The organism is Neobacillus notoginsengisoli (assembly GCF_003515685.1).
GTDB lineage: Bacteria > Bacillota > Bacilli > Bacillales > Cytobacillaceae > Bacillus_D > Bacillus_D notoginsengisoli.
This window is the reverse complement of the sequence record NZ_QWEG01000018.1, coordinates 18963-38581: the sequence shown is the minus strand read 5'-3', so window position 1 is coordinate 38581 and position 19619 is coordinate 18963. Positions and strand designations below refer to the sequence as shown.

General features: G+C 42.0%; 19 protein-coding genes. 5 read left to right on the top strand and 14 right to left on the bottom strand.

What is annotated here, in order from left to right; all coding sequences use genetic code 11:
- Positions 1 to 16: 16 nt before the first annotated feature.
- Positions 17 to 1267 (bottom strand): sugar ABC transporter substrate-binding protein, encoded by a 1251-nt coding sequence (locus D1B31_RS21000; protein WP_118924142.1) that lies wholly within the window; start codon positions 1265 to 1267, stop codon positions 17 to 19.
- A 25-nt stretch (positions 1268 to 1292) separates the two neighbouring features.
- Positions 1293 to 3644 carry a glycoside hydrolase family 65 protein gene (locus tag D1B31_RS20995; protein WP_118924139.1) on the bottom strand — a complete coding sequence of 784 codons (2352 nt, stop codon included), beginning with the start codon at positions 3642 to 3644 and terminating at the stop codon, positions 1293 to 1295.
- A 501-nt stretch (positions 3645 to 4145) separates the two neighbouring features.
- Here D1B31_RS20995 and D1B31_RS23920 point away from each other — a divergent pair.
- From D1B31_RS23920 to D1B31_RS20980, 4 genes are all read left to right on the top strand, one after another.
- The gene (locus D1B31_RS23920) at positions 4146 to 4451 is read left to right on the top strand and encodes a hypothetical protein (RefSeq protein WP_142922612.1); all 306 of its coding nucleotides are present in this window, start codon (positions 4146 to 4148) and stop codon (positions 4449 to 4451) included.
- A 199-nt stretch (positions 4452 to 4650) separates the two neighbouring features.
- Entirely contained in the window at positions 4651 to 5124 is a 474-nt protein-coding gene (locus tag D1B31_RS20990) for a hypothetical protein (protein WP_118924137.1), read from the top strand.
- A gap of 7 nt (positions 5125 to 5131) precedes the next feature.
- The gene (locus D1B31_RS20985; protein ID WP_118924135.1) at positions 5132 to 6007 is read left to right on the top strand and encodes a tetratricopeptide repeat protein; all 876 of its coding nucleotides are present in this window, start codon (positions 5132 to 5134) and stop codon (positions 6005 to 6007) included.
- A complete protein-coding gene (locus D1B31_RS20980; RefSeq protein ID WP_118924133.1) occupies positions 6008 to 7273 on the top strand; it encodes an AAA family ATPase in 1266 nt (421 codons plus the stop codon).
- Positions 7274 to 7372: 99 nt separating this feature from the next.
- On the opposite strand, the gene D1B31_RS20975 is transcribed toward D1B31_RS20980, so the two are convergent.
- From D1B31_RS20975 to udp, 5 genes are read right to left on the bottom strand one after another with little or no spacing between them, the layout of a single operon-like run.
- Complete coding sequence (locus tag D1B31_RS20975; protein ID WP_118924131.1) at positions 7373 to 8143, bottom strand: energy-coupling factor transporter transmembrane component T family protein; 771 nt, start codon at positions 8141 to 8143, stop codon at positions 7373 to 7375.
- 60 nt (positions 8144 to 8203) lie between these two features.
- The gene (locus D1B31_RS20970) at positions 8204 to 8824 is read right to left on the bottom strand and encodes an ECF transporter S component (RefSeq protein ID WP_118924129.1); all 621 of its coding nucleotides are present in this window, start codon (positions 8822 to 8824) and stop codon (positions 8204 to 8206) included.
- Positions 8825 to 8836: 12 nt separating this feature from the next.
- The gene (locus tag D1B31_RS20965; RefSeq protein ID WP_118924127.1) at positions 8837 to 9664 is read right to left on the bottom strand and encodes an energy-coupling factor ABC transporter ATP-binding protein; all 828 of its coding nucleotides are present in this window, start codon (positions 9662 to 9664) and stop codon (positions 8837 to 8839) included.
- Positions 9665 to 9684: 20 nt separating this feature from the next.
- On the bottom strand, positions 9685 to 10521 hold the full coding sequence (locus tag D1B31_RS20960; protein ID WP_118924125.1) for an energy-coupling factor ABC transporter ATP-binding protein: 837 nt from the start codon (positions 10519 to 10521) through the stop codon (positions 9685 to 9687).
- Positions 10522 to 10534: 13 nt separating this feature from the next.
- A complete protein-coding gene (gene udp / locus D1B31_RS20955; protein WP_118924194.1) occupies positions 10535 to 11272 on the bottom strand; it encodes a uridine phosphorylase in 738 nt (245 codons plus the stop codon).
- 797 nt (positions 11273 to 12069) lie between these two features.
- Here udp and D1B31_RS20950 point away from each other — a divergent pair.
- Positions 12070 to 12309 (top strand): hypothetical protein, encoded by a 240-nt coding sequence (locus tag D1B31_RS20950; protein ID WP_118924123.1) that lies wholly within the window; start codon positions 12070 to 12072, stop codon positions 12307 to 12309.
- Between the two features lie 263 nt (positions 12310 to 12572).
- Here the strand turns inward: D1B31_RS20950 and D1B31_RS20945 are convergent, their stop codons facing one another.
- From D1B31_RS20945 to D1B31_RS20915, 7 genes are all read right to left on the bottom strand, one after another.
- Positions 12573 to 12797 carry a hypothetical protein gene (locus D1B31_RS20945; RefSeq protein WP_118924121.1) on the bottom strand — a complete coding sequence of 75 codons (225 nt, stop codon included), beginning with the start codon at positions 12795 to 12797 and terminating at the stop codon, positions 12573 to 12575.
- Positions 12798 to 12799: 2 nt separating this feature from the next.
- Positions 12800 to 13345, bottom strand: coding sequence for an RDD family protein (locus D1B31_RS20940; RefSeq protein ID WP_118924119.1), 546 nt, complete (start codon positions 13343 to 13345; stop codon positions 12800 to 12802).
- A gap of 67 nt (positions 13346 to 13412) precedes the next feature.
- On the bottom strand, positions 13413 to 14681 hold the full coding sequence (locus D1B31_RS20935) for a PTS sugar transporter subunit IIC (protein WP_118924117.1): 1269 nt from the start codon (positions 14679 to 14681) through the stop codon (positions 13413 to 13415).
- An 84-nt stretch (positions 14682 to 14765) separates the two neighbouring features.
- Positions 14766 to 15083 carry a PTS sugar transporter subunit IIB gene (locus tag D1B31_RS20930; protein ID WP_118924115.1) on the bottom strand — a complete coding sequence of 106 codons (318 nt, stop codon included), beginning with the start codon at positions 15081 to 15083 and terminating at the stop codon, positions 14766 to 14768.
- 1 nt (position 15084) lies between these two features.
- On the bottom strand, positions 15085 to 15408 hold the full coding sequence (locus D1B31_RS20925) for a PTS lactose/cellobiose transporter subunit IIA (RefSeq protein WP_204563051.1): 324 nt from the start codon (positions 15406 to 15408) through the stop codon (positions 15085 to 15087).
- 7 nt (positions 15409 to 15415) lie between these two features.
- The gene (locus D1B31_RS20920; protein WP_118924113.1) at positions 15416 to 15682 is read right to left on the bottom strand and encodes an HPr family phosphocarrier protein; all 267 of its coding nucleotides are present in this window, start codon (positions 15680 to 15682) and stop codon (positions 15416 to 15418) included.
- Between the two features lie 195 nt (positions 15683 to 15877).
- Positions 15878 to 19549 (bottom strand): FIMAH domain-containing protein, encoded by a 3672-nt coding sequence (locus tag D1B31_RS20915; RefSeq protein ID WP_118924111.1) that lies wholly within the window; start codon positions 19547 to 19549, stop codon positions 15878 to 15880.
- Positions 19550 to 19619: the final 70 nt, after the last annotated feature.

Below are 19619 nucleotides of genomic sequence, written 5' to 3'. Positions count from 1 at the left end.
GGCGCTTCCGCTTTTCTTATTCCTGTCTCTTAATCTCGGCGTTTGCTTCTTTTTCTGCGTCTTTCATTGCTTGTTCGACGGATTTGTCGCCGTTGAGGGCGGCAAGGAATTGGTTGTCAAACGACTGGGAGATGACAGGCAGGGTTACGCCGGAAGACCAGACTGTTCCGTATTCGGCGCCATCAACATGCGGCTTCAGGACTGGATCTTCGGTTACCTTCATTTCATCGGCAACAGATGCGCGTGAAGGCAATGTACCAGAGCCTTCGCTCCATTGCTTCAGCCCGTCGCCAGTCATATAGTTGATAAATTCAACCGCGCCTTCTTTATTCTTTGTATTTTTTGAAATCGCATAGCCAACGGTAAAGGTCATCGTCTGCTCTTTGCCGTTGATTGTCGGAGCTGGCAGAACTTCATATTTAACGTCCTGGTAGTCCGCTTTAAGAGCACTCAGTACCCAGTTTCCTTCGATCATGAAGACTGTTTTGTTCGTTCCGAATGCAGCTCCTGCCCAGTCTACGCCCAAATCGTTTTTCGGATGGGCAAGATAGCCTTCTTTTTGGCCATCGGCAAGGGATTGCAAGTATTTCAGAGCTTCAGGGTTGGAAGTAAAGTCTGCATTTCCATCATCCTTAACAGGATTCAAACCGGTTGCAAGCAAGGCGCTCAAATGGCGTGCCAATGTGTTGTCGACGACCATGGCAGCCTGGCCTTTGTCCAATTTAGCCTGTACTTGTTTTGAAAAATCCAGAAGGCCTTCCCAATCAGACGGAATGTCTTCTACTTTAAAACCGGCTTTTGTTAGTAGATCTGTATTTACATAGAGTGCAAGTGTTGAATAATCCTTAGGTACAGCGTACAATTTGCCCTCATCATCTTTGAACGCATCAAGTTGAGGTGTATAGAAATCTTCCTGGTTTTTCACATCATTTGAAATATCTGTCAGAACGCCTGATTTAATGAAGCGCGGAGCGGCATATGCTTCCATATAAAATACATCTGGCGCATTTTTGGCTGCGAATCTTGATGTGATCGTATCAAGGAAGTTATCCTGAATCACTTCAACCTTTACTTCCTTGCCTGATGATTCTTCAAAGCTTTTAATCGTTGATTCAAGTGCATCTGTTTCAGCTGGTGAAGATCCCCAGACTGCAAGCGTAATTTCATCTTTTTTTGAGGAATTTGATGACTTTTCACCTGATGAACTGCAGGCAGCAAGTCCAAGCATCAGGGATAGTGCAAGAGCGAAAGCAGCAAACTTTTTCATAAAGAACCCTCCATATATGTTTTATTTATTGGCGATAGGCAATCTCTGTTTCGCCGGTAAATGTGTAGCTTTTGCCAAAAACCTCTATCTCGACAGCGGAAGCATGCTCGGACTTAATCTTTAATGAATCTTTATTGATATCGACATGAAGCGGGCTTCCTTGCCAGTAAATTGTAAAGTTTAACTCGGTCCAATGCTTTGGCAGGCGCGGATTGATGCGAAGCTTACCGTCCAGCATCCTGACTCCGCCGAATCCATAAACGGTGGATTTCCAAATGCCGCCAATTGATGCCGCATGGACGCCTGCATCAGATGTATGCATGGCCGGACCAAGATCAATTTCCGCCGCCCTCCTGAAAAGGGAGTAAGCCATGTCTGTATGGCCAAGGTCATTAGCAAGAATCGCATGGGTTGACAGGCTCAATGATGAGTCATGCAACGTCTTTGGCTCATAATAATTGAAGTTGGCCTGCTTAACTTCCTGGCTGAACTTGTTTTCAAGGAGCAGGAACAGGATCATAATATCGGCCTGCTTAGTTACCTGGATTTCATTTACTTGCTCAAGGTTGTAGTCAAGGAACATACTTCCAACCTTGGTCTGGTTTTTGTATTTTTCAAGATTAATAATCTTCTTGTTCAAATAAGTGTCATCCTGAGGAATGACCAAGTCTTTCTCCCTCGGCTGTGGCAGGTAAATCTTATCCAGCTTGTCCTTCCAAAGGAGATAGGAATCGGCCAAGTTTAACCGGCCTTGCAGGCTTTCCAATATGTCAGGATTGGTTTCCTTCAGTTCGTCGTAATAATTGATCGCCAACTGGATATTGAAGTGGGCCATATGATTTGTAAAGGCATTATTGTCGACATGTTCCTTATACTCGTCCGGCCCAATGACATTGTTGATATGGTATTCCTGCTTATCATCGTTCCATTCAAGCCGGCTCGCCCAGAATCTTGCTGTATCAAAAATCATTTCATAGCCATAGTTGTCCATGAAATCCTGGTCATGACTAATTTTGTAATATTGCCATACAGCATAGGCGATATCTGCCGTAATATGCTGCTCAATGAAACCGGACCAAATCTTCGTTTGCTCACCAGTCACGATATCAACAGAACCCCATATAGGCGTTACCTCTCCATCCGTAGGCCATGCCGCTTCCCAAGGATACATTGCACCTTCATAGCCGTTTTCAAGTGCTTTCTGCCTTGCCCCGACAAGTCCATGATAGCGGTATTTTAAAAGCGATTTTGCTACTTCCGGGTTCGAATAGATGAAGAACGGAAGAATGAACACTTCTGTGTCCCAGAATGAATGCCCTTTGTATCCCTCTCCACTTAACGCCTTTGCAGCAATTCCCATCCGTTCATCATGGGCAGGCGTCATGACTGTCAGATGATAGAGTGCGAACCTAAGAGCAAGTAGGTCGTAGGAGTCTTCACTATTTAGTGTTAAATTGTACTTGCCCCAGACTTTTTCTTCCCATGCGGCCTTGCTATCCAAAAACTCAAATTCATAGCCTCTTGCATGTGCAGCTTTCAAGTTGGCAAGGGACACTTCCCGCAGGCTCTCAAGGCTATAGTTGTCCCTTGAGACGAAGAGATCCTTGTCACGGCTCGTATGTACCGTGGTCAGCTTTTCAAGTGAAAGACAATCGTTCGGCTGGAGCTCGGCTTCAAACTGAAGCCATACCTTGCGGCGTTCCATCACCATCAGTGGGTTATTTTTCACTTCATTGCCGTTTACGGTAAGTTTGTGAGCTGTGTTTACAACAACATCGATTTTTGATTGTATTGTCGTCTGGATGGACTGAATAAACTTCTTGTCAAAAATCCGTTTTTCCCCTTCATGAAAATGCTGTGAACCCGAATTTGTCACTTGTGCGTTGACACCTGAATCGATAACAATTGAAACGGGATCTGTCAAAGCTTCAATTTCAATCTTTTTACCTATAAGATGAAGATTTTCGAGCGATACAAATCTCCTAAACTGGAAACGAAGCTGTTTTCCTTTTGGAGAAGTCCAGATGAAGCTTCTCGATAGTTCAGCAGTTTTCAAATTAAGCTGCTTCACATACTCCTTAGTTTCACCGAATTCAAGGCTGAAGCGCTCGCCGTCTACCCGGATGTCCAATCTCGTTACATCCGCGATATTTGGCAGTTCGGTCACTTCATACTCATCAAACTTGTTGAAGGTCCCTGCAATAAACAGGTTCCTCGTTTCCTCGAGATAAGGTTCTTCCATGGATGAGCGCAAGCCCATGTACCCATTGCCCAAATACATAATGGATTCGCTTTTCCCTAGAGTATCCGGGGAAAACCCTACATCGGAGACTACCCAGTTCTCGTATTCTCCCTTACCCAAGTCATAATTCATCATGTTGCAAAACCCTTTCCGAAAACGTTTTAGACCTATGTCAAAAAAAAGTGGTCCAGATGCAATGTGCACGTTTTGTTACCGTTTTCACTAAAACGTTTTAGTTATCACATAAAAAATAAAAACAACAGCAAGGCCTGTACTGTGTCCATAAAACAATTTTACCCTTGGAGAGCTATCCATTGGTCACTTGTTTCTTCGGAACGAAAACGTTTTAGTGATGCTTACAAGTTAAGTATATTTTCAGAAATTAAGAATGTCAACTTTTTGAAGCGACTTGTATATACAAGTGTGAAGAAATTGTGACGGCAAACAAGGGACGGTTCTTGGTTTGCCAACATTCCCCATTTAGTCCCCCTCAATAAGTCCACCTTTATTAACCGAAGGCAGACTTGCCAGCAGTCGTTCAATCAATAAGTCTGCATTTATTAACCGAAAGCAGGCCTGCCAGTAGCCGTTCAATCAATAAGTCTGCATTTATTTCAAGATACCCCGGAGATAATTGTGAATCGGAATAAGATCTATGAATCTAAACATAACGGAGCTCCTTTGGATAAAACCGCAGCTTCCGAGCTTTGTTCCGCGCTGAATTTCTGGGGGATGATGGTAGAGAAGGGCCATTTGCCAATTTGGGTATTTAAAGGGGCATCAGGTCCATCGGAGAACCATTACCCCAATAAATTCCGCCCATCGACTCTATTCCAATTAAATTTACCTATTTCTAGTGTTCTTTCAGCCTTCTGGCAAAATAAAAATCTTTCGTGTCCCTTCATAACAGATTATGCCGAAGGCTCCCGCCATCCCAACTAGCGTCCGCTAAACAGTCAACCCCATGCGATTCCTTCCTGAATCGGGCGATACATTCATAGTGAGGCACCAGAACCGTCCCCTGCCTCACCCCCGAGTAACAAAAAAATCGGGAAGTACAGGTACTTATGTGCTTGACAGTTCCTCTATTTTTGCGATGATAGAAATAGAAACAAAAAATGGTATTTTCAGGGTGAGGTTTATGTCCAAATCTGTTAATGAGCTTTTTCAGCCTTCTCTTAAAGACGGCTGGAGCAAAACAAAATCGTATGATATCAACCATTTCTTTCTTGTCGCTTTCATCGGTGGACCTATCCCAATGATGGTGCTTGGGACCCGAAATGCGAAGTGGCTGCATGTACCGAAGCTGCGTATATATTTGCTAATTACTATCAGTGTTCTGGTGCAGATCGTTAATTTGGTCATGTTTTATATGTACACCAATGATGCTTTTGCTGAAGGAAACAGGATGCCGCGTTTTTCTATGCAAATTCTCTCCATTCTTTTGTTTTTTCTTTACAAATTTGTGTTGAACAAGCCATTTCAGCAGCATTTGCTGACTGACGGAGAAACCCAGCCCTTGTTTAAGCCTGCTTTGCTGTGGATTCTGATTGGAGTTGTGATTAAGCTGGCTATTATCGTTGCGGCTTTTATGCTAACTGGAAACGTGGACTGATCATGATATGACAATTCAGGAAAACCATAATGATGAAGCAGTAATCGCCCATTATTTCACGATTGGCAGATTTGAGGCAGCAGCACCTCTCATTGAAAAGTGGCTTCGGCAAGATCCCCAAAACGCCACTGCCTTCTATCAAATGGCAGTAGTAGAATTTTCAAGGGGACACTTCCAGGAATCAAGGGACCTCTGCCGGCAAGCACTGCGATTTGGTTATGATGAAACCACCGGCTATCACTTTATTGGCTCTGCTTATCAGCATGAGGGAAGGTTTACTGAAGCCGAGGAAGCGTTTTTGGCTGCATATGAAAAAGATCCGCTGGATGGAGAATTGATTGCTTCCTACGGCAGTTTAATGCTTGAAGCCGGCCATGATAAAAAAGCATTTGCGCTCCTTGAACGAGCGAGAGAACTAGAACCATACAGTCAAAGAGTGAATCAGCTTTTACTGGATTTTTATTTTGCGAAAGCTGATAAGAACATGCAGCAGGAATATATTCGAAATGTTATGGAGACGTCGGCTGATGAGGTGCAGAACCTGACAAACATGGCGATGTTCCATGTGTTAAAAGGGGATCTGAAGGAAGCGAGGGAATGTTACAGACAAGCCTTTCTGCTCAATCCCGAGGACCGGAATATTCTTGCTTTGCTGGAATATTACGATACTGTGTCCCACCCTCTTTTTGCCCCTCATCGTCTCATGGGAAAAATCGGAGGGCCAGCTGTCGTCTGGCTTGGGTTTATCATCATCGGCCTGCTGCTGAATGCGCTTCACCTGTACATCCAACTCTTTATTTTTGCGGGGCTTTATATTTTGTTCGCCATTTACACCTGGATAACTCATTTGCTATATAAATGGTTCGCGAAAGGCAGGCTTTAAATGGATAAAATAGAGATTTATCAGTCGATTCTAGAACGAGATGAAGACAATTATCAGATTCATTTTTTGCTCGGAGAAGAATATTTGAACACCGGACAGCTATCAAAAGCGTTGCAAGCTTTTTCGACAGCGTTAAAGGGAGAAGACTCAGCTCTGGAAAAAGCAGTGCTTTCTTCTCTCAAACAGTATCTTATTGTTGAGTCGATTCACCCCAATGAACCTGCTGCTGAGCACATCCAGCCCATAAAACGTAGTGATGATTCGGTTCAATCCAATGAGCCAGACACCAGCAGTCCTACCCCATATGAAGAAGTGCCTGCTTCAGATGCAAAAAAACGGACAAAAGGCTTTAAGGTTATTGAGGGACGAAAACAGGACAATGTGTTTTTACTTGAGAATCATATTCCGAAGAAGGTTACGTTCGATGATGTGGGCGGCCTCCAGGATTTAAAGAAAACGATTGAAATGAAAATCATCAAACCATTTATGAACCCGGGGCTTTTTGCAAAGTTTCGAAAAAAAGCTGGTGGGGGAATTCTCTTATACGGTCCGCCAGGCTGCGGGAAAACATTTATTGCCAAAGCTACTGCCGGAGAATGCCATGCTAGTTTCTATCCTATCCATATTTCAGAAATTCTTGATCCCTTTGTTGGCGTAAGTGAGCAGAATCTTCATCATGCGTTTGAAACAGCTCGTGGCAACTCACCTGCTGTAGTATTTTTCGATGAGTTAGATGCACTTGGTTTCAGCCGCTCGAAATCGCGTTCCGATGTCATGCGTCCTTTGGTCGATACGATGCTGAATGAACTTCAAAGCGTGGAAACATCGAACGAAAAATTACTTGTTATTGGGGCGACCAATATGCCGTGGGATGTAGATGATGCCTTTAAGCGACCAGGCAGATTTGATAAACTCGTCTTCGTCCCACCACCGGATCGGGAAGCACGAAAGATAATATTTCAATTAAAACTCAGCGGCAGGCCGGTCGAAAATGGGATTGTCTATGAAATCCTTGCTGACCGAACCTCACTTTATTCAGGTGCTGATATTGAAAATATAGTAGAACTAGCATCTGAACAGGTTTTAGCCGAAATTATGGATGGTGGCCATGAAAGACCTATTACAATGGACGATTTGTTGGACGCCATCCACCAAACGAAACCAACAACATTGGAATGGCTATCAACCATCAAAAATTACATTAAGTATGGAAACCAGGGCGGCTTGTACAATGAAGCTGCAGCTTATATAAAGGAAAATCTGTAAAAGCCGGTCACGGAACCGGCTTTTAGGCTGCGAGCAGAGTAGGGACGGTTCTCGGTTTGCCGTTTGGCAAACCGAGAACCGTCCCCTTTTAGCTAAAACTCAAATAACCAACAGCCGATACGTTACCCCACTAACAGCAAATAATATGGCTCCCACAACCATCACTGTATCAAAGTTTGTTTTTTCCGGGTCTCTATAATAGGATTTCTTTATGTTAAAATTGAATCCCTTACTTTCTAAAGCAATCACTTGGCTCTGAACCTTCATGATGGAGTTAGATATAAGCGGGACCATAATTGGTATAAAGGCTTTTATTCTATTAAAAAGATTTCCCTCTGTTTCAAGTCCTCTTGTCTTTTGAGCGTCAATAATGTGCTGCATTTCCCTTTTTAAAACAGTAATGATTTGGAATGTTGAAGTTAGTACAAAACTCGCCCTATGACTAACCCCTAACTTATTTAAAGCAACTCCCAGCTCGGTGATATTTAGCGTTCGAACCAGTAAAAAAAGCGCTGCTACGAGTGGTAGGATCCGAGAGTATACATTCGAAGCTATGATTAGCCCTTCTTTATAAAAAGTAAAGTTCGTTCCAGGAATGACATTCCAAATGACAGTTTGATTTGTTGGATTTAGTATGCCCTGGATCATAAATAAACTTATACCCAAGATGATGGCTGCAATAATAAGTACTCTAAACTCCTTTAACATTCCATCCTTTACAATAATCGCAAAGGCCATAATAAATATGACAGCAGAAACATAATAGTTGGAAAATGCAAAGATCCCGATTGTTAATCCTATGGCAAACCAGATTTTTGTCATAGGGTATAGCCTGCTTATAAATGTGTCTTTTTCATTTATTTTTAACATATAATCATACCTTTACTTAGTGTATTGGCACTATACTATTTGGCAGAAACTAGTAAATGTTCAGGAAGCTATATCTGCTTTTTTCTTGCTTTTAGGAATTAGATTTTTCATGTTATCTGGCAGCTTTGTTAAGATTAAGAAGGCAACTGTTATTGCAATCCCTTTATCAACGAGATTAACCGGCAACCTGGCTAGAAATGCAGAGGATAGGATATTCTTTCCTGCCGCAAGAACACCAGCAACTAAGAGGTCAACTCCAGCGCCACTAACCCCTCCGTATAAGATCACTACAATTGGCGCCGCAATGAGGGAATTGGCTATAGTAATGAAGACTGCTGCTATTGATAGATGAATCCAGTTTTTAAATTTACCGTATTTAGCCATAAACCCAACAATTAAACCTGTAGACATATTAGCTAAACCGAATGCCATACTTAATACATCGCCTCTTATCAGCCCAAACACAATATTTGTCAGCAACCCGGTTGAACCACCTATTAATGGACCCATAATAGCCGCTACAATAATCGTACCAATCGAATCCATGAAAATAGGTAGTCCTAATTGCTTTGCAATCATCCCACCAATGATATTGATTGCGATACCAATAGGAATGAGAATCAATCCATACGTTGTTTTCGTTTTTGAATTGATCGTTGCCGTTTTTCTTATCTGCTGCATAGTAATCCCTCCCTAAAAAATATGATTAACTTTTTGGTTCTTAAATTTTGCGACAAAATCCGGTACATTTAAAATAATCTCATTATCAAAACCCAGCTCTTTACCAAGTAAAGTAATTTGCGGTGGTTCAATCCATGCTTTTTCCAAAACTTCACTTTCCCGGAATGCGCCTTCACAATTCGAATCTATTAGGATCTGGCCTTTTGCCATCACGATCACTCGTTCAGTGTTCTCAGCTACAAAATCCATATCGTGGGATATGATAATGACTGTATGGCCTTGCTCATGAAGCAGTTTTATCGTTTTCCTTAACAATTGTCTTCCGGGTTCATCAAGACCACCTGTTGGTTCATCCATAATCACGATCTTCGGAGCAGAAGTAAGGACAGATGCAATAGAAACGATTTTCTTACTTGTATAGTCAAGAGTCATAGGATGATCATTTAAAATATCGTTTATTTGTAAAAGATCCACAACATAATCGATTCTTTCTTTAGCCATTTCGGAGCTTAATTTAAAGTTTTTTGGACCAACCATTAGTTCTTCTTTTACAGTTTTCGAAAAAAATTGGTGATTCGGGTTTTGAAACACATAACCTACTTTTCTTGAAAGGTAGCCCACACTTTTCCCTGTTGTACTTTCACCGTCAATGGTAACAGTGCCTTCAGTCGGCTTTAGTAACCCATTAAAATGTTTGACTAACGTGGACTTCCCGCTGCCATTTTGGCCTATAATACTGATTAAGTCATTATCATAAATCGTTAAATCAATGCCTTTGAGTGCGACTACCCCGCCTTTGTATTCATGAACGAGGCCATTGGTGTTTAATATTGGTTTCATACACTCCTCCCTCCTTAACATCATTTACTAAACAGTTCAATTGCTTCATCAAGCTTTACCGGCAAAGTCTTGTAACCCAATTCATCCTTTAGTCCATATGCTGCACTAGTGACCTGTGGCAACCTGATATCGTACATTTCAAGCAACTCTTTTTGCTGTAAGATTTCTTTTGTTGGGCCAAACATTTTCAACTCACCATCAAAAAGCACCATCACCTTATTACAATATTCAGCAATTTTTTCGATATTATGATCAACCATAATGACTGTTCTGCCTTGTTCGTGCAGCTTCGAAACCAGAGAAAAAATCTCATCCCTCCCAATAGGATCTAATTGGGAAGTAGATTCATCAAGAATTATTACCTGGGGCCTTAATGCCAGCAGACAGGCTACTGCCAACCTTTGCTGCTGCCCACCTGAAAGCTGGAAGGGCGATCTTCCAAGGAACTCTCCTAAATTACAACTTTTTACGACCTCTTCAACCCTTTGAATCATCGTTGATCTGTCATAACCTAAATTGCACATTGAAAATGCTATTTCATCTTCTACCGTTTCTTGTGTAAATTGACTTTCTGCATCCTGGAATACTACCCCCACGGTATCTGTTAAATCAGACACCGTAGAGGCGTTTAAAATTTTGTCGTTTACTTTTATATCGCCAATCCAGTCTCCTCCCATAATATGTGGAGTAATGCCGATCATCGAAAGACAGGCAGTGGATTTCCCAGCTTTGTTACGACCAATCAGACCAATAAAGTCCTCCTCTTCAATAGTGGCAGTGATGTTTTTTAAAGCTGGCAATTCAGTATTAGGATAGTAGTATGAAAAATTCATAAACTCTATGATCGGTTTTCCCAAAACCAACACCACCTTACGATTCTTTAGATTGTTTTTCTAAAATTCTGATAGCTTCTAAACCTACTTTAATGGTTTCTTCCATCGAACCCTTCATGTTCAAGATACAACCAGCCTTTAATTTTCTTATGGATGAAATGACATAAATGGCGGCGGCTTCCATTTCAGAAGCTAGTGCACCCCCAGCTACCCAACACTGCCATCTTTCCTTAAGAGTAGCAGCAAGAGGCATTGTTTCTGGTTCTACTTCTCCATAAAATGAATCCTTGGATTGAATAATGCCGGCATGGTACGTCTTGTTCAGCTTTTTCGCTGCTTCACATAGTGCATTTGTTACTGATATATCGGCTACAGCTGGAAATTCAAGTGGCATATATTGCCTTGTTGTCCCTTCATCTCTTATAGCTGAAGTTCCAATGACAACATCACCTTTTTTAATATAATCCTGCATGGGCCCTGCCGTACCAATTCGAATAAATGTATCTGCCCCTACCCTGCTCAGCTCTTCAACAGCAATAGCTGCCGATGGCGATCCAATACCTGTTGAACACACTGAGACCTTAATGCCATCAATAGTACCTGTATAGGTTTTGTATTCTCGATTCTCTGCGACAGCCCAAGATTCATCAAAGAGACTTGCAATAAGCTCTACTCTTCCAGGATCTCCAGGTAAAAAAACGTATTTTCCTACGTCACCCTCTTTAAGATCTACATGGTACTGATTATTTTTAGCGTTTAAAAACACTTCTATCATTCCTTCCATTATGATTTCTTTATTTATTTATTTGTATGTTTAAGTCCTATTGACTCCAACTACAAGACCTATAAAAAGTAGAGCGCTTTCAAAATTAAGCTCTATCTTCTATCAGGGTCATCCTATGTAAGTTCTTTTTTTGACCTTACTACTAAAGGCCTGAAATACTAAGTTTTTAAGAATCTCCTCATGGCTTCATTTAAAAATACATTTTAGCTACTTTATTCACCTTCTCCCAGTCTATTTCTATTAAAACCCAAAACACCTTTTCCCAAATTGCTTTTTTAAATATCTGAACAAATGTTCAATAACTAGTAATCATTTGTTAAAGAACATTATAAATCTTCAAATTAAATAAATCAATAGGAATAGTCTGACGATTTGACTCGAACGGCTTGTAAAACACATTTTCAATCTAAATAAAAAAACCAATCATTTAGATTTTTTTACGTCGCTAAATGATTGGGTATGAAGGAATCCATTCCCGTGAGTATCATTAATTCATATAGAAGTGCGCTCTCTTGAAATGGCAAAAAGGGTTCGAAATCTTTCCAAGAATCACGGGAAGTGACAGATCAGCCTAACTGCAGCACCCCCTCCTGGCAAAATTAAAACCCTAGCCAACAACTCATACCAGCCTTCCTTGCTCCCGTATCTCAATTTCTTACTCTTTTATGATTTTTTCAGTTCTCTATATGTCACTCTTCATGCGTACTATACTACGTGCTGATGCCATTCCGACAAATTTTTTAGCGCTTCTGCAAAAATTCATCCAGCAATGAAATGAGGAAAAACGAATGGCTGATTACCTATCCAGAGAAGTGACCACCTTCATAAACGAACACGGAGATGAGGTTGAACTCGATATCTTCTACTACGCCACCCACTACGAAGCAATCGCCACCATTTGCCAAGACTTCCCTCCATTTAAAGATCACATCGCCTTTGGCACAGACCCCCTTAGCAAAAAAGCAGCCATACAACTGGCAATCAACAATCTTAACTTCCTATCCTACAAAGAAAAGCCATTTCATTAAAAATTGACCTTGTCGTAATTTCCAGGCGGATTTGCCAACCCGCCATTCTTTCATTTTTTTAGCTACCGAATTGAGGACTGTGAAACAAGTAAAAACCGGTGGTGCTTGGAACCTAATAGGAGTTTGTGGCAAAAAAATCAACGGATCCATTTATGGAACCGTTGATTTAGTAGCCCCCTCAGCAGGGGTACGGTCAAAGTAATGATATGTAATTCTCAAGGCCGTCCAACTTTATAACAACATAGTTTTTAATGTAGCTCCCATTATTTCACGATAATAGAAAAGTAGAGTCCTCTTCCATAATCCGTGGCCTTAATTGCATTCTTGGTCGCGGCAACAGCGATCTGTTCACTGTCTCCGGTAACGCTGAATATTATTTCCATGCCCTTCATTTCCAAAAAAGTGAAGTCTACCCCGTCAAAGGTATTCCCGTCCAATAGTTCCTTTATCTTATCAGCCATCAGCGGGGTCTTAACCGCAATATTCATAGTTATTTACTCCTTACTTTAATAACTTTTGTACCAGCGAATCCATCAAACCCGGAACGTCCTTCCGAATTGCCAAATGTGGTCAAACACATAAACAAGAACGGTATAGCTGAAAGCAAGTATATTGATGCAGCCTTAATCACGGAGCGCATAGCTAGCATGAGCTTACCTACGTAGAAATTCTTATCCGTATTGACATTGACGACGCGCATACCGAATACCAGTTTACCTATAGTCACCCCAAAAAACACCAGCATTAAAGCCTCGTAGGCTACCCCTATGCTTAATGTTATTAGAAAAGACTCTTGATAGAGCTTCATACGCTCCACGACTAGCGTATCTGAAGCGGATAACCCCCTGACCGCCTCCTGAGTCTGTAAGTAGTGTTCCCAATCGGGTATGCCAAATATGGCAAACACAATCCAGCACAAGAGCATAATGACAATAAAATCAATTACAAGCGCGAAAAATCTGTTTCGAAAGAAATTTTTGGGGCGGCTGTGTTTGAAAGACTCTACCGCCTTGTTGCCATTATCCTTTTTATTCATAGCACCGTCTCCTCAAAAACCCCTGCCCTAAAAGGGCAGAGGATTCTTCCTTTTCTTTTATAGTAAATTAAGCTTCTCCTGCCTCACGTTTCAGGTTGATTTTATCCCATGCGCGGATGAAAGGCAGATAGATAATGAACGATGCGGAAAAACATATGACTTGAGCCAGCACAGCCATTAACCTGCTACCAATATCACCTGAGGCGGCAAGGAAACCGCTAATAAAGATGGGGGTCGTCCATGGCACGATCTTATCCATTATAGGGAACAGCCCGATTGATGTACCTGCATACATGATGGTGACGATCACGAGTGGGGAGAGTATAAACGGTATCATAAGCATTGGGTTCAAAACGATAGGAAGACCGAACGTGACCGGCTCGTTAATATTAAATATTCCAGGTCCTATGGAAATCTTACCGACATCTTTGAGTAGCTTTGACTTAGCAAATAACAACATATAAATTACCACAGGCAATGTAGCGCCCGAACCGCCGAGCCATACGTTGTTTTCATAGAATGGCCATGTGATGATGGAAGTCGTTCCGACATGGGTAACGCTGATCCAAAGTGGCTCGAAGAAAGGGAATATTATAATTGCGGATCCGTGCAGACCGAATGTCCACAACAAATGCTCGATAAAGGATCCAAACATCATGAACGGATACGAAAGACCAAAATTGGTCAGCCAGGAGAACAGACCTTCATTCAGCCAATGAGATATAGTTTTATAACCTGTATACGACATTGGCACGGCAATGATAAGCCACGAGATACCAAGGATAGCCAGACCCGGAAGCAGTGCTGAGAACTGTCTTGAAACTGCTGTTGGTACGGTGTCTGGCAGCTTGATGATCCAGTTTTTTTGGACGAACAGACGATAGATTTCAGCAGTAAGTATAGCGAAAGCCATAGCAACAAAAAGATTTTCAGAACCCGTGCCGTCGCTTTGGGTAACAACAAAGAATGATGCTATGGCGAGAATGCCCGCGGGGATACCGTCTATTGAGGTGCCATCATTCTTTTTGTAGCTGCCAGCCAACGAGCTTGCGACACCAAACGCGGCGATTATTGCCATGATGCCGAACGTTGCGTTTATCAAGATGTCGATTTTACCGCCCCAGCTCCAACCGGCAGACTCCATAAGGGCTATCCAAGCAGGAATAGGGAAGTCTATGACTATCATAGCGAAAGCGCCTAAAATCAACAGCGGCATTATCATGACAATGCCGTCACGCAGAGCCAGCAAATGCCTTTGACCTCCAATCTGTGCCGCGACGGGCACAAACTTTTCTTCCATAAAGGTAGTGAGTTTCGATTGTTTCTTTGTTTCCATAACTACTTTCCCCCTATGATTACGATATTTTTTATAGCAGAAAAACCACTGTTTGTATTGAATTTTCCAATTATTCAGGAGACCCTAATTTGTTTTTTGGATATATTCCCTATATGCCTCTTCAAAAATCTCGTCTGCCTTTGCCAATGCATAATGAGACATGTTCATTACCTGAATAACAGGAACCTTATCACCGTGTTCTGCTTGGATTTTCTTTAAGAGATGCCGAACTTGCGGCCCAATCAACAAGATGTCAGTTTTGTTGATCCTGTCGCCCATCTTGTCAAACGGCATCGCATCTACGTCGATCTCTATACTTTTTTCCTTTGCGTATGCTGACATTTTATTGACAAGTATGCTTGTCGACATACCTAAATTGCAAATTAGAGAAATGGTAAGCATGTTATCCCTCTTCCAAATGTTTTATTCTTTCATAAAGTCTAATAAATTCCTCGGCAACATCTCGCATTACAAGCGCCAGATTCAGGTGGTCCTGAGCGTGTACCATAATTAGGGAAACAGCTTCGCCCTTTCCCTCGATTTCATCGCGGATAAGCTGTGTCTGAATCTCATGCGTTTCTACCATGGCGGTCACGGCTTTCTCCACAGCTTCTCTTGCATCTTCAAACTGCCCATCTCGCGCAAAGTCTATCGCCTCCATGCAGTAGCTTCGGGAATCGCCGGCTCCGGCAATGAGACCCATCGCCACTTCTAAATTACCCATCATGCTTCACCTACTTTTCACCAAATTTGTTTAAGAACAAAACCCTGACCGCTTCCACGGCCGCAGCTTCGTCGCTTCCGGAAAACTCAATGGTCAAAACGTCACCTTTCTTCGCGTTGACCGTCATGACCCCAAGCACGCTCTTAAGGTTAAAGTCTTTGCCTTCTTTTTTCACGATCACGTTGCTTTCAAATTTGCTTAACTCCCGGACTATACGTGACGCGACCCTCGCGTGAAGCCCCAACTCGTTGCATACCTCAAATTGTTCAACAATCATACTCCAGCCCCCTGGCAAAATTCATTAAGCGCCTTAATAGTTTTCCCTCACAGAATACTCCCTCAAATCCATATTATTAGAGTAGGTACCGATAAAGAACCCAGGATAGAAATCAAAGGACAATCATAAAAAGATTGCCCTTTGACTCGTTTATCGCATAATTATTAAAGAGCAGTTTTATTGAAATTAGTTAAATCATTTCCACTCTTTTAATAGGTCCTCTATATCCGCTTTCAGCTTTTCTTTAGCCTGGGCCGATATTTTATCTCTATGGGCTTCGTTGTTCATATGCTTTAGAAAATCGTTAAGACTATTTATCGCCTGATCACGATGCCCGTTCTCCTCATGATGGATGGCCTGCTCAAGACTATTACCTAGCTGATTGGTCAACGGTGAACGGACTTCATTTTTCGCAATATATTTCTCCAGTTTCTCCTGGATTGTATTGAGACTTACCGGCTGGGAGTATACCTCGAACGAAGCAATATTAAAGCTGGTAGAAGCAGGTGTTGCTCCTAATCCAATTACGCCATTACCTGTGCCTCCAGGACCAATCTGCGGACCTGCCGGGCGTTTTCCTGACATTGTTATCCTCATATACCTCTTTGTCACAGAGTCAAATTGTAAATCACTTACAGAAGAACCATTGAGATTTGTCCCGTTGTAGATTGGCTCCCAATTTACTCCATCATCCGACCCTTCTAGAACCATGTTCCGTGCATAGTTCGCATAATCCCATCTAATGATCGTTCTATCAAATTTAGTCGGTCCACCAAAATCAACCATGAACCATTGCGGGTCCGCACCTGTGGTGGCATTCGTTGAGCTCTGCCACTTTGTATACATCGTGGTGTCTAATGCTTTGTCTGGAGTATTTGCGGTACCTTGTGTTGTTGATGCTGTTGCTGTTTTTCCAAAAGCTAGATTTGCAGTAGTCGGCATCGGCTTATTCTTCGATGTTAGGTTGTTATAGCTATTAACCTCAACTACAGGCGTTGCATTACCCAAATCAGCCAAATTGTATGTCGCCGAGAGGGTTCTCTTCTCTCCTGGCAACAACATAAAGTAGTTATCTTCCATTTTTACCGGAGCAACCAATTCGCCATTTACACCTTTCTTGATTTTAGCGAAAACGGCGTAGGCAATAGAATTACCTTTGTTTTTAACCGTATAAGTAATGGTTTGCTCATGGCCAGTGTTAATCGTTTTCGGTTTTCCTTCAATTTGCAGCTCCACCTGTCCAAGCTGCTGCAATTGAGTGAAGTCCGCAAACTGATCCTGTGGCGTAAAGTTCCAACTATGATTCTGGTATCTGACTAAGTCTTTTTTCGTCGTTTGTGCATAGGAGTTGATACTTACTAGATTATCTTTGGCGTCTCTTAATTCTAGTCGAATAAAATAAGTAGGCGATACTTGGAGGTCAGCTTCTGTTATTTTGTCAACCACTGTAATCCCATTAGCCTTTTCAATTTTGCCATTAAAATTAATCGTTTGGTAACCAACCTGTTTAGGTTCGCCGCCAACAGCCGCACTTGCTCCATCTGGAGTCACAGCAAGGTTTTTAATCTCTTTGTCATATACTTTCTTGCTATCAATATTGTAAACTTGAACCTTTGCTTTCAACCCGGAGTAATCCTTATTCGTGCTGTTAAGGACCTTAACTTCATTGGACGCATAATCAAACATAATATGGAGCGGCTCATTGCCTTTCTTCGCCCCAAAATAGGATCCGTTCGGATTCAAATAATGATCAAACAGGTTCCAGAACATGCCTGGCCATGCATTGTTAAGCATCCACTGCACCCAACCGGTTGCCTTCGTATATTTATTGGCATTTAGTGCTTCAAACACAGCACGCTGTGAGTCATATTGCTGAACCTGAGCCTTGATATTATATTCTTCAAGACTATTAGATTCGCCGTAGTGGTTATCCATCGCTAAGTTAAACTTCGAAAGATCCCTAAAGCTGCCCCTGGCATTGTGGAAGTTCCACTGTTGATAATTATCGCCTCCGACATTATAAGGCCATAATGCATGTTCGGGGAGAATCTTCTTCATTGTCTCAATAACCGGTATACTAGGACCTGGCCCAGCTTCAGAAGTAAATCCGAAGGCACCGCCTAGATCCATATCCTCAAACCACATGGCAGGTGGTGCATAATCATAGGAAGCATCCATGTGCATTCCGCTCACAGTTCCAGTTAACTCAGCAACTTTTGCAGAACCGCTGGAGATAATCGCACCATAGGCATCCCAGTGCAAACGATTCTCGATGTCAAAAAATGACTGTTCTACTTCTTTACCGCGCTCTAAACTACCACCTGTAGGTATACTTCTGCCATAAGATGGAGGATTGTCACTACCGTTCATCCAAGCAATCATACTTGGATGGACTCGTAATTCGCGAAGCTGAGAAATTAACGATTCATTTGCAATATCCAAATCCGCATCGCTATATGCGGCGGGTTCCTGCCATTTGCTGCAGCAAGTCCATCCACCCATATACATAAGACCGTTTTCATCTAGAAGGTCTATCAAGCGATCATCAAAGAAAATACCTTCATCCCTGATCGCATTCAATCCCATATCTTTTAGATATTCGACAACCGCAATATTTGTATCCATATCCCGGCGTAAGTATAGGTCCGTTGGAGAATATCCCCCAGCTTTTATTAGAACAGGCTTGTGATTCACATAGAACTGCACCATATCCTTAAGCGGCGGACTTGTTTTTGTCGATGGAGAAACATTCATCTCGGTAGTAACTTCTCGGATACCAAATTTTTGTGAAATGCGGTCAGTGACCTTATTATTTGCAGTAAACTTGAATTCCACCGTGTGCTGATTAGGCTCTCCCATCCCGATTGGCCACCATAATTTAGGATTGTTTATTTTCAGTCCATTAAATTTATCGGCTGTAAAAGCAATCTCCTGATCCTTTGCACCCGCACTCAATGTTACGGGCTGCGAAAGCGTTGTTACAACGGCGCCCGCAGGGTCTTTAATTGTTGCTTCCACTGTTCCCGAGACCGGACTATTCGAATAGTTCGTCAAGTCTACATAGGCATTTAGAGATGCAGTTGAAAGGTCCGGGTCAACCTTTGAGGTTACAAAAGGGTTGCGGGTCGTTACAACATCTGAGGTAGTAATGAACACATCACGCCATAAGCCCATATTGTTATCTGTCGGCCTTGGAACCCAATCCACCCAGTAAATTGAAAAGTCTTTCCCGAAGTTAGATTTCGTTACTTCTACTGCGATTGTATTTTTTGTTTTGCCATCAGCCGTTACATAATCGGAAATATCCAATTCGTAGGTTCTGAATGACCCAATAATTTCTGATTTATCGGCAATCTTTGTTCCGTTCACCCAAATGTCGCCTTGGTAGCCGATTCCTTGGAAATTTACCAATATTTTCTTTCCTTGCTCCGTTGCCGGTAAAGTAAACTCAGTGCGGTACCACCAAGGAGCATTATATCTGGATTCATCGGTACGAGATATACGGTCGTGAATAAATGGATCTTCAATATCCCCGGCTTCAATCAGGGCTCCCATTACAGTGTTTGGAACAGTTGTATTAAACCATCCGTCTGTTTTATAACCGCTCTTTGAGATTGAAGTTCCATTTTCAGTTGCAATGGCAGACGACTGAATTTGCCAGTTTTTGTGCAATTGATATACATTGTTATACTGAATCGCCTTCTTTAATGAATACTCATCGTTGGAAACGGATGAATTTACATTGGAACTGCTCGAATTGTTCGTTTTGGTTTCACTGGATGTGCCTGCTGCAGCCACAACGGAGGTTGAAAGTAAAAGAGCCATCGAAATGCTAAGTATCTTTTTAAATGACCTGCTTACACGCAATTTTCTTGCCTCCTTTTGGTTTTTCAATTTTCTCCCAAATACTTTAACAACTACTAGCTTTATATAAAAA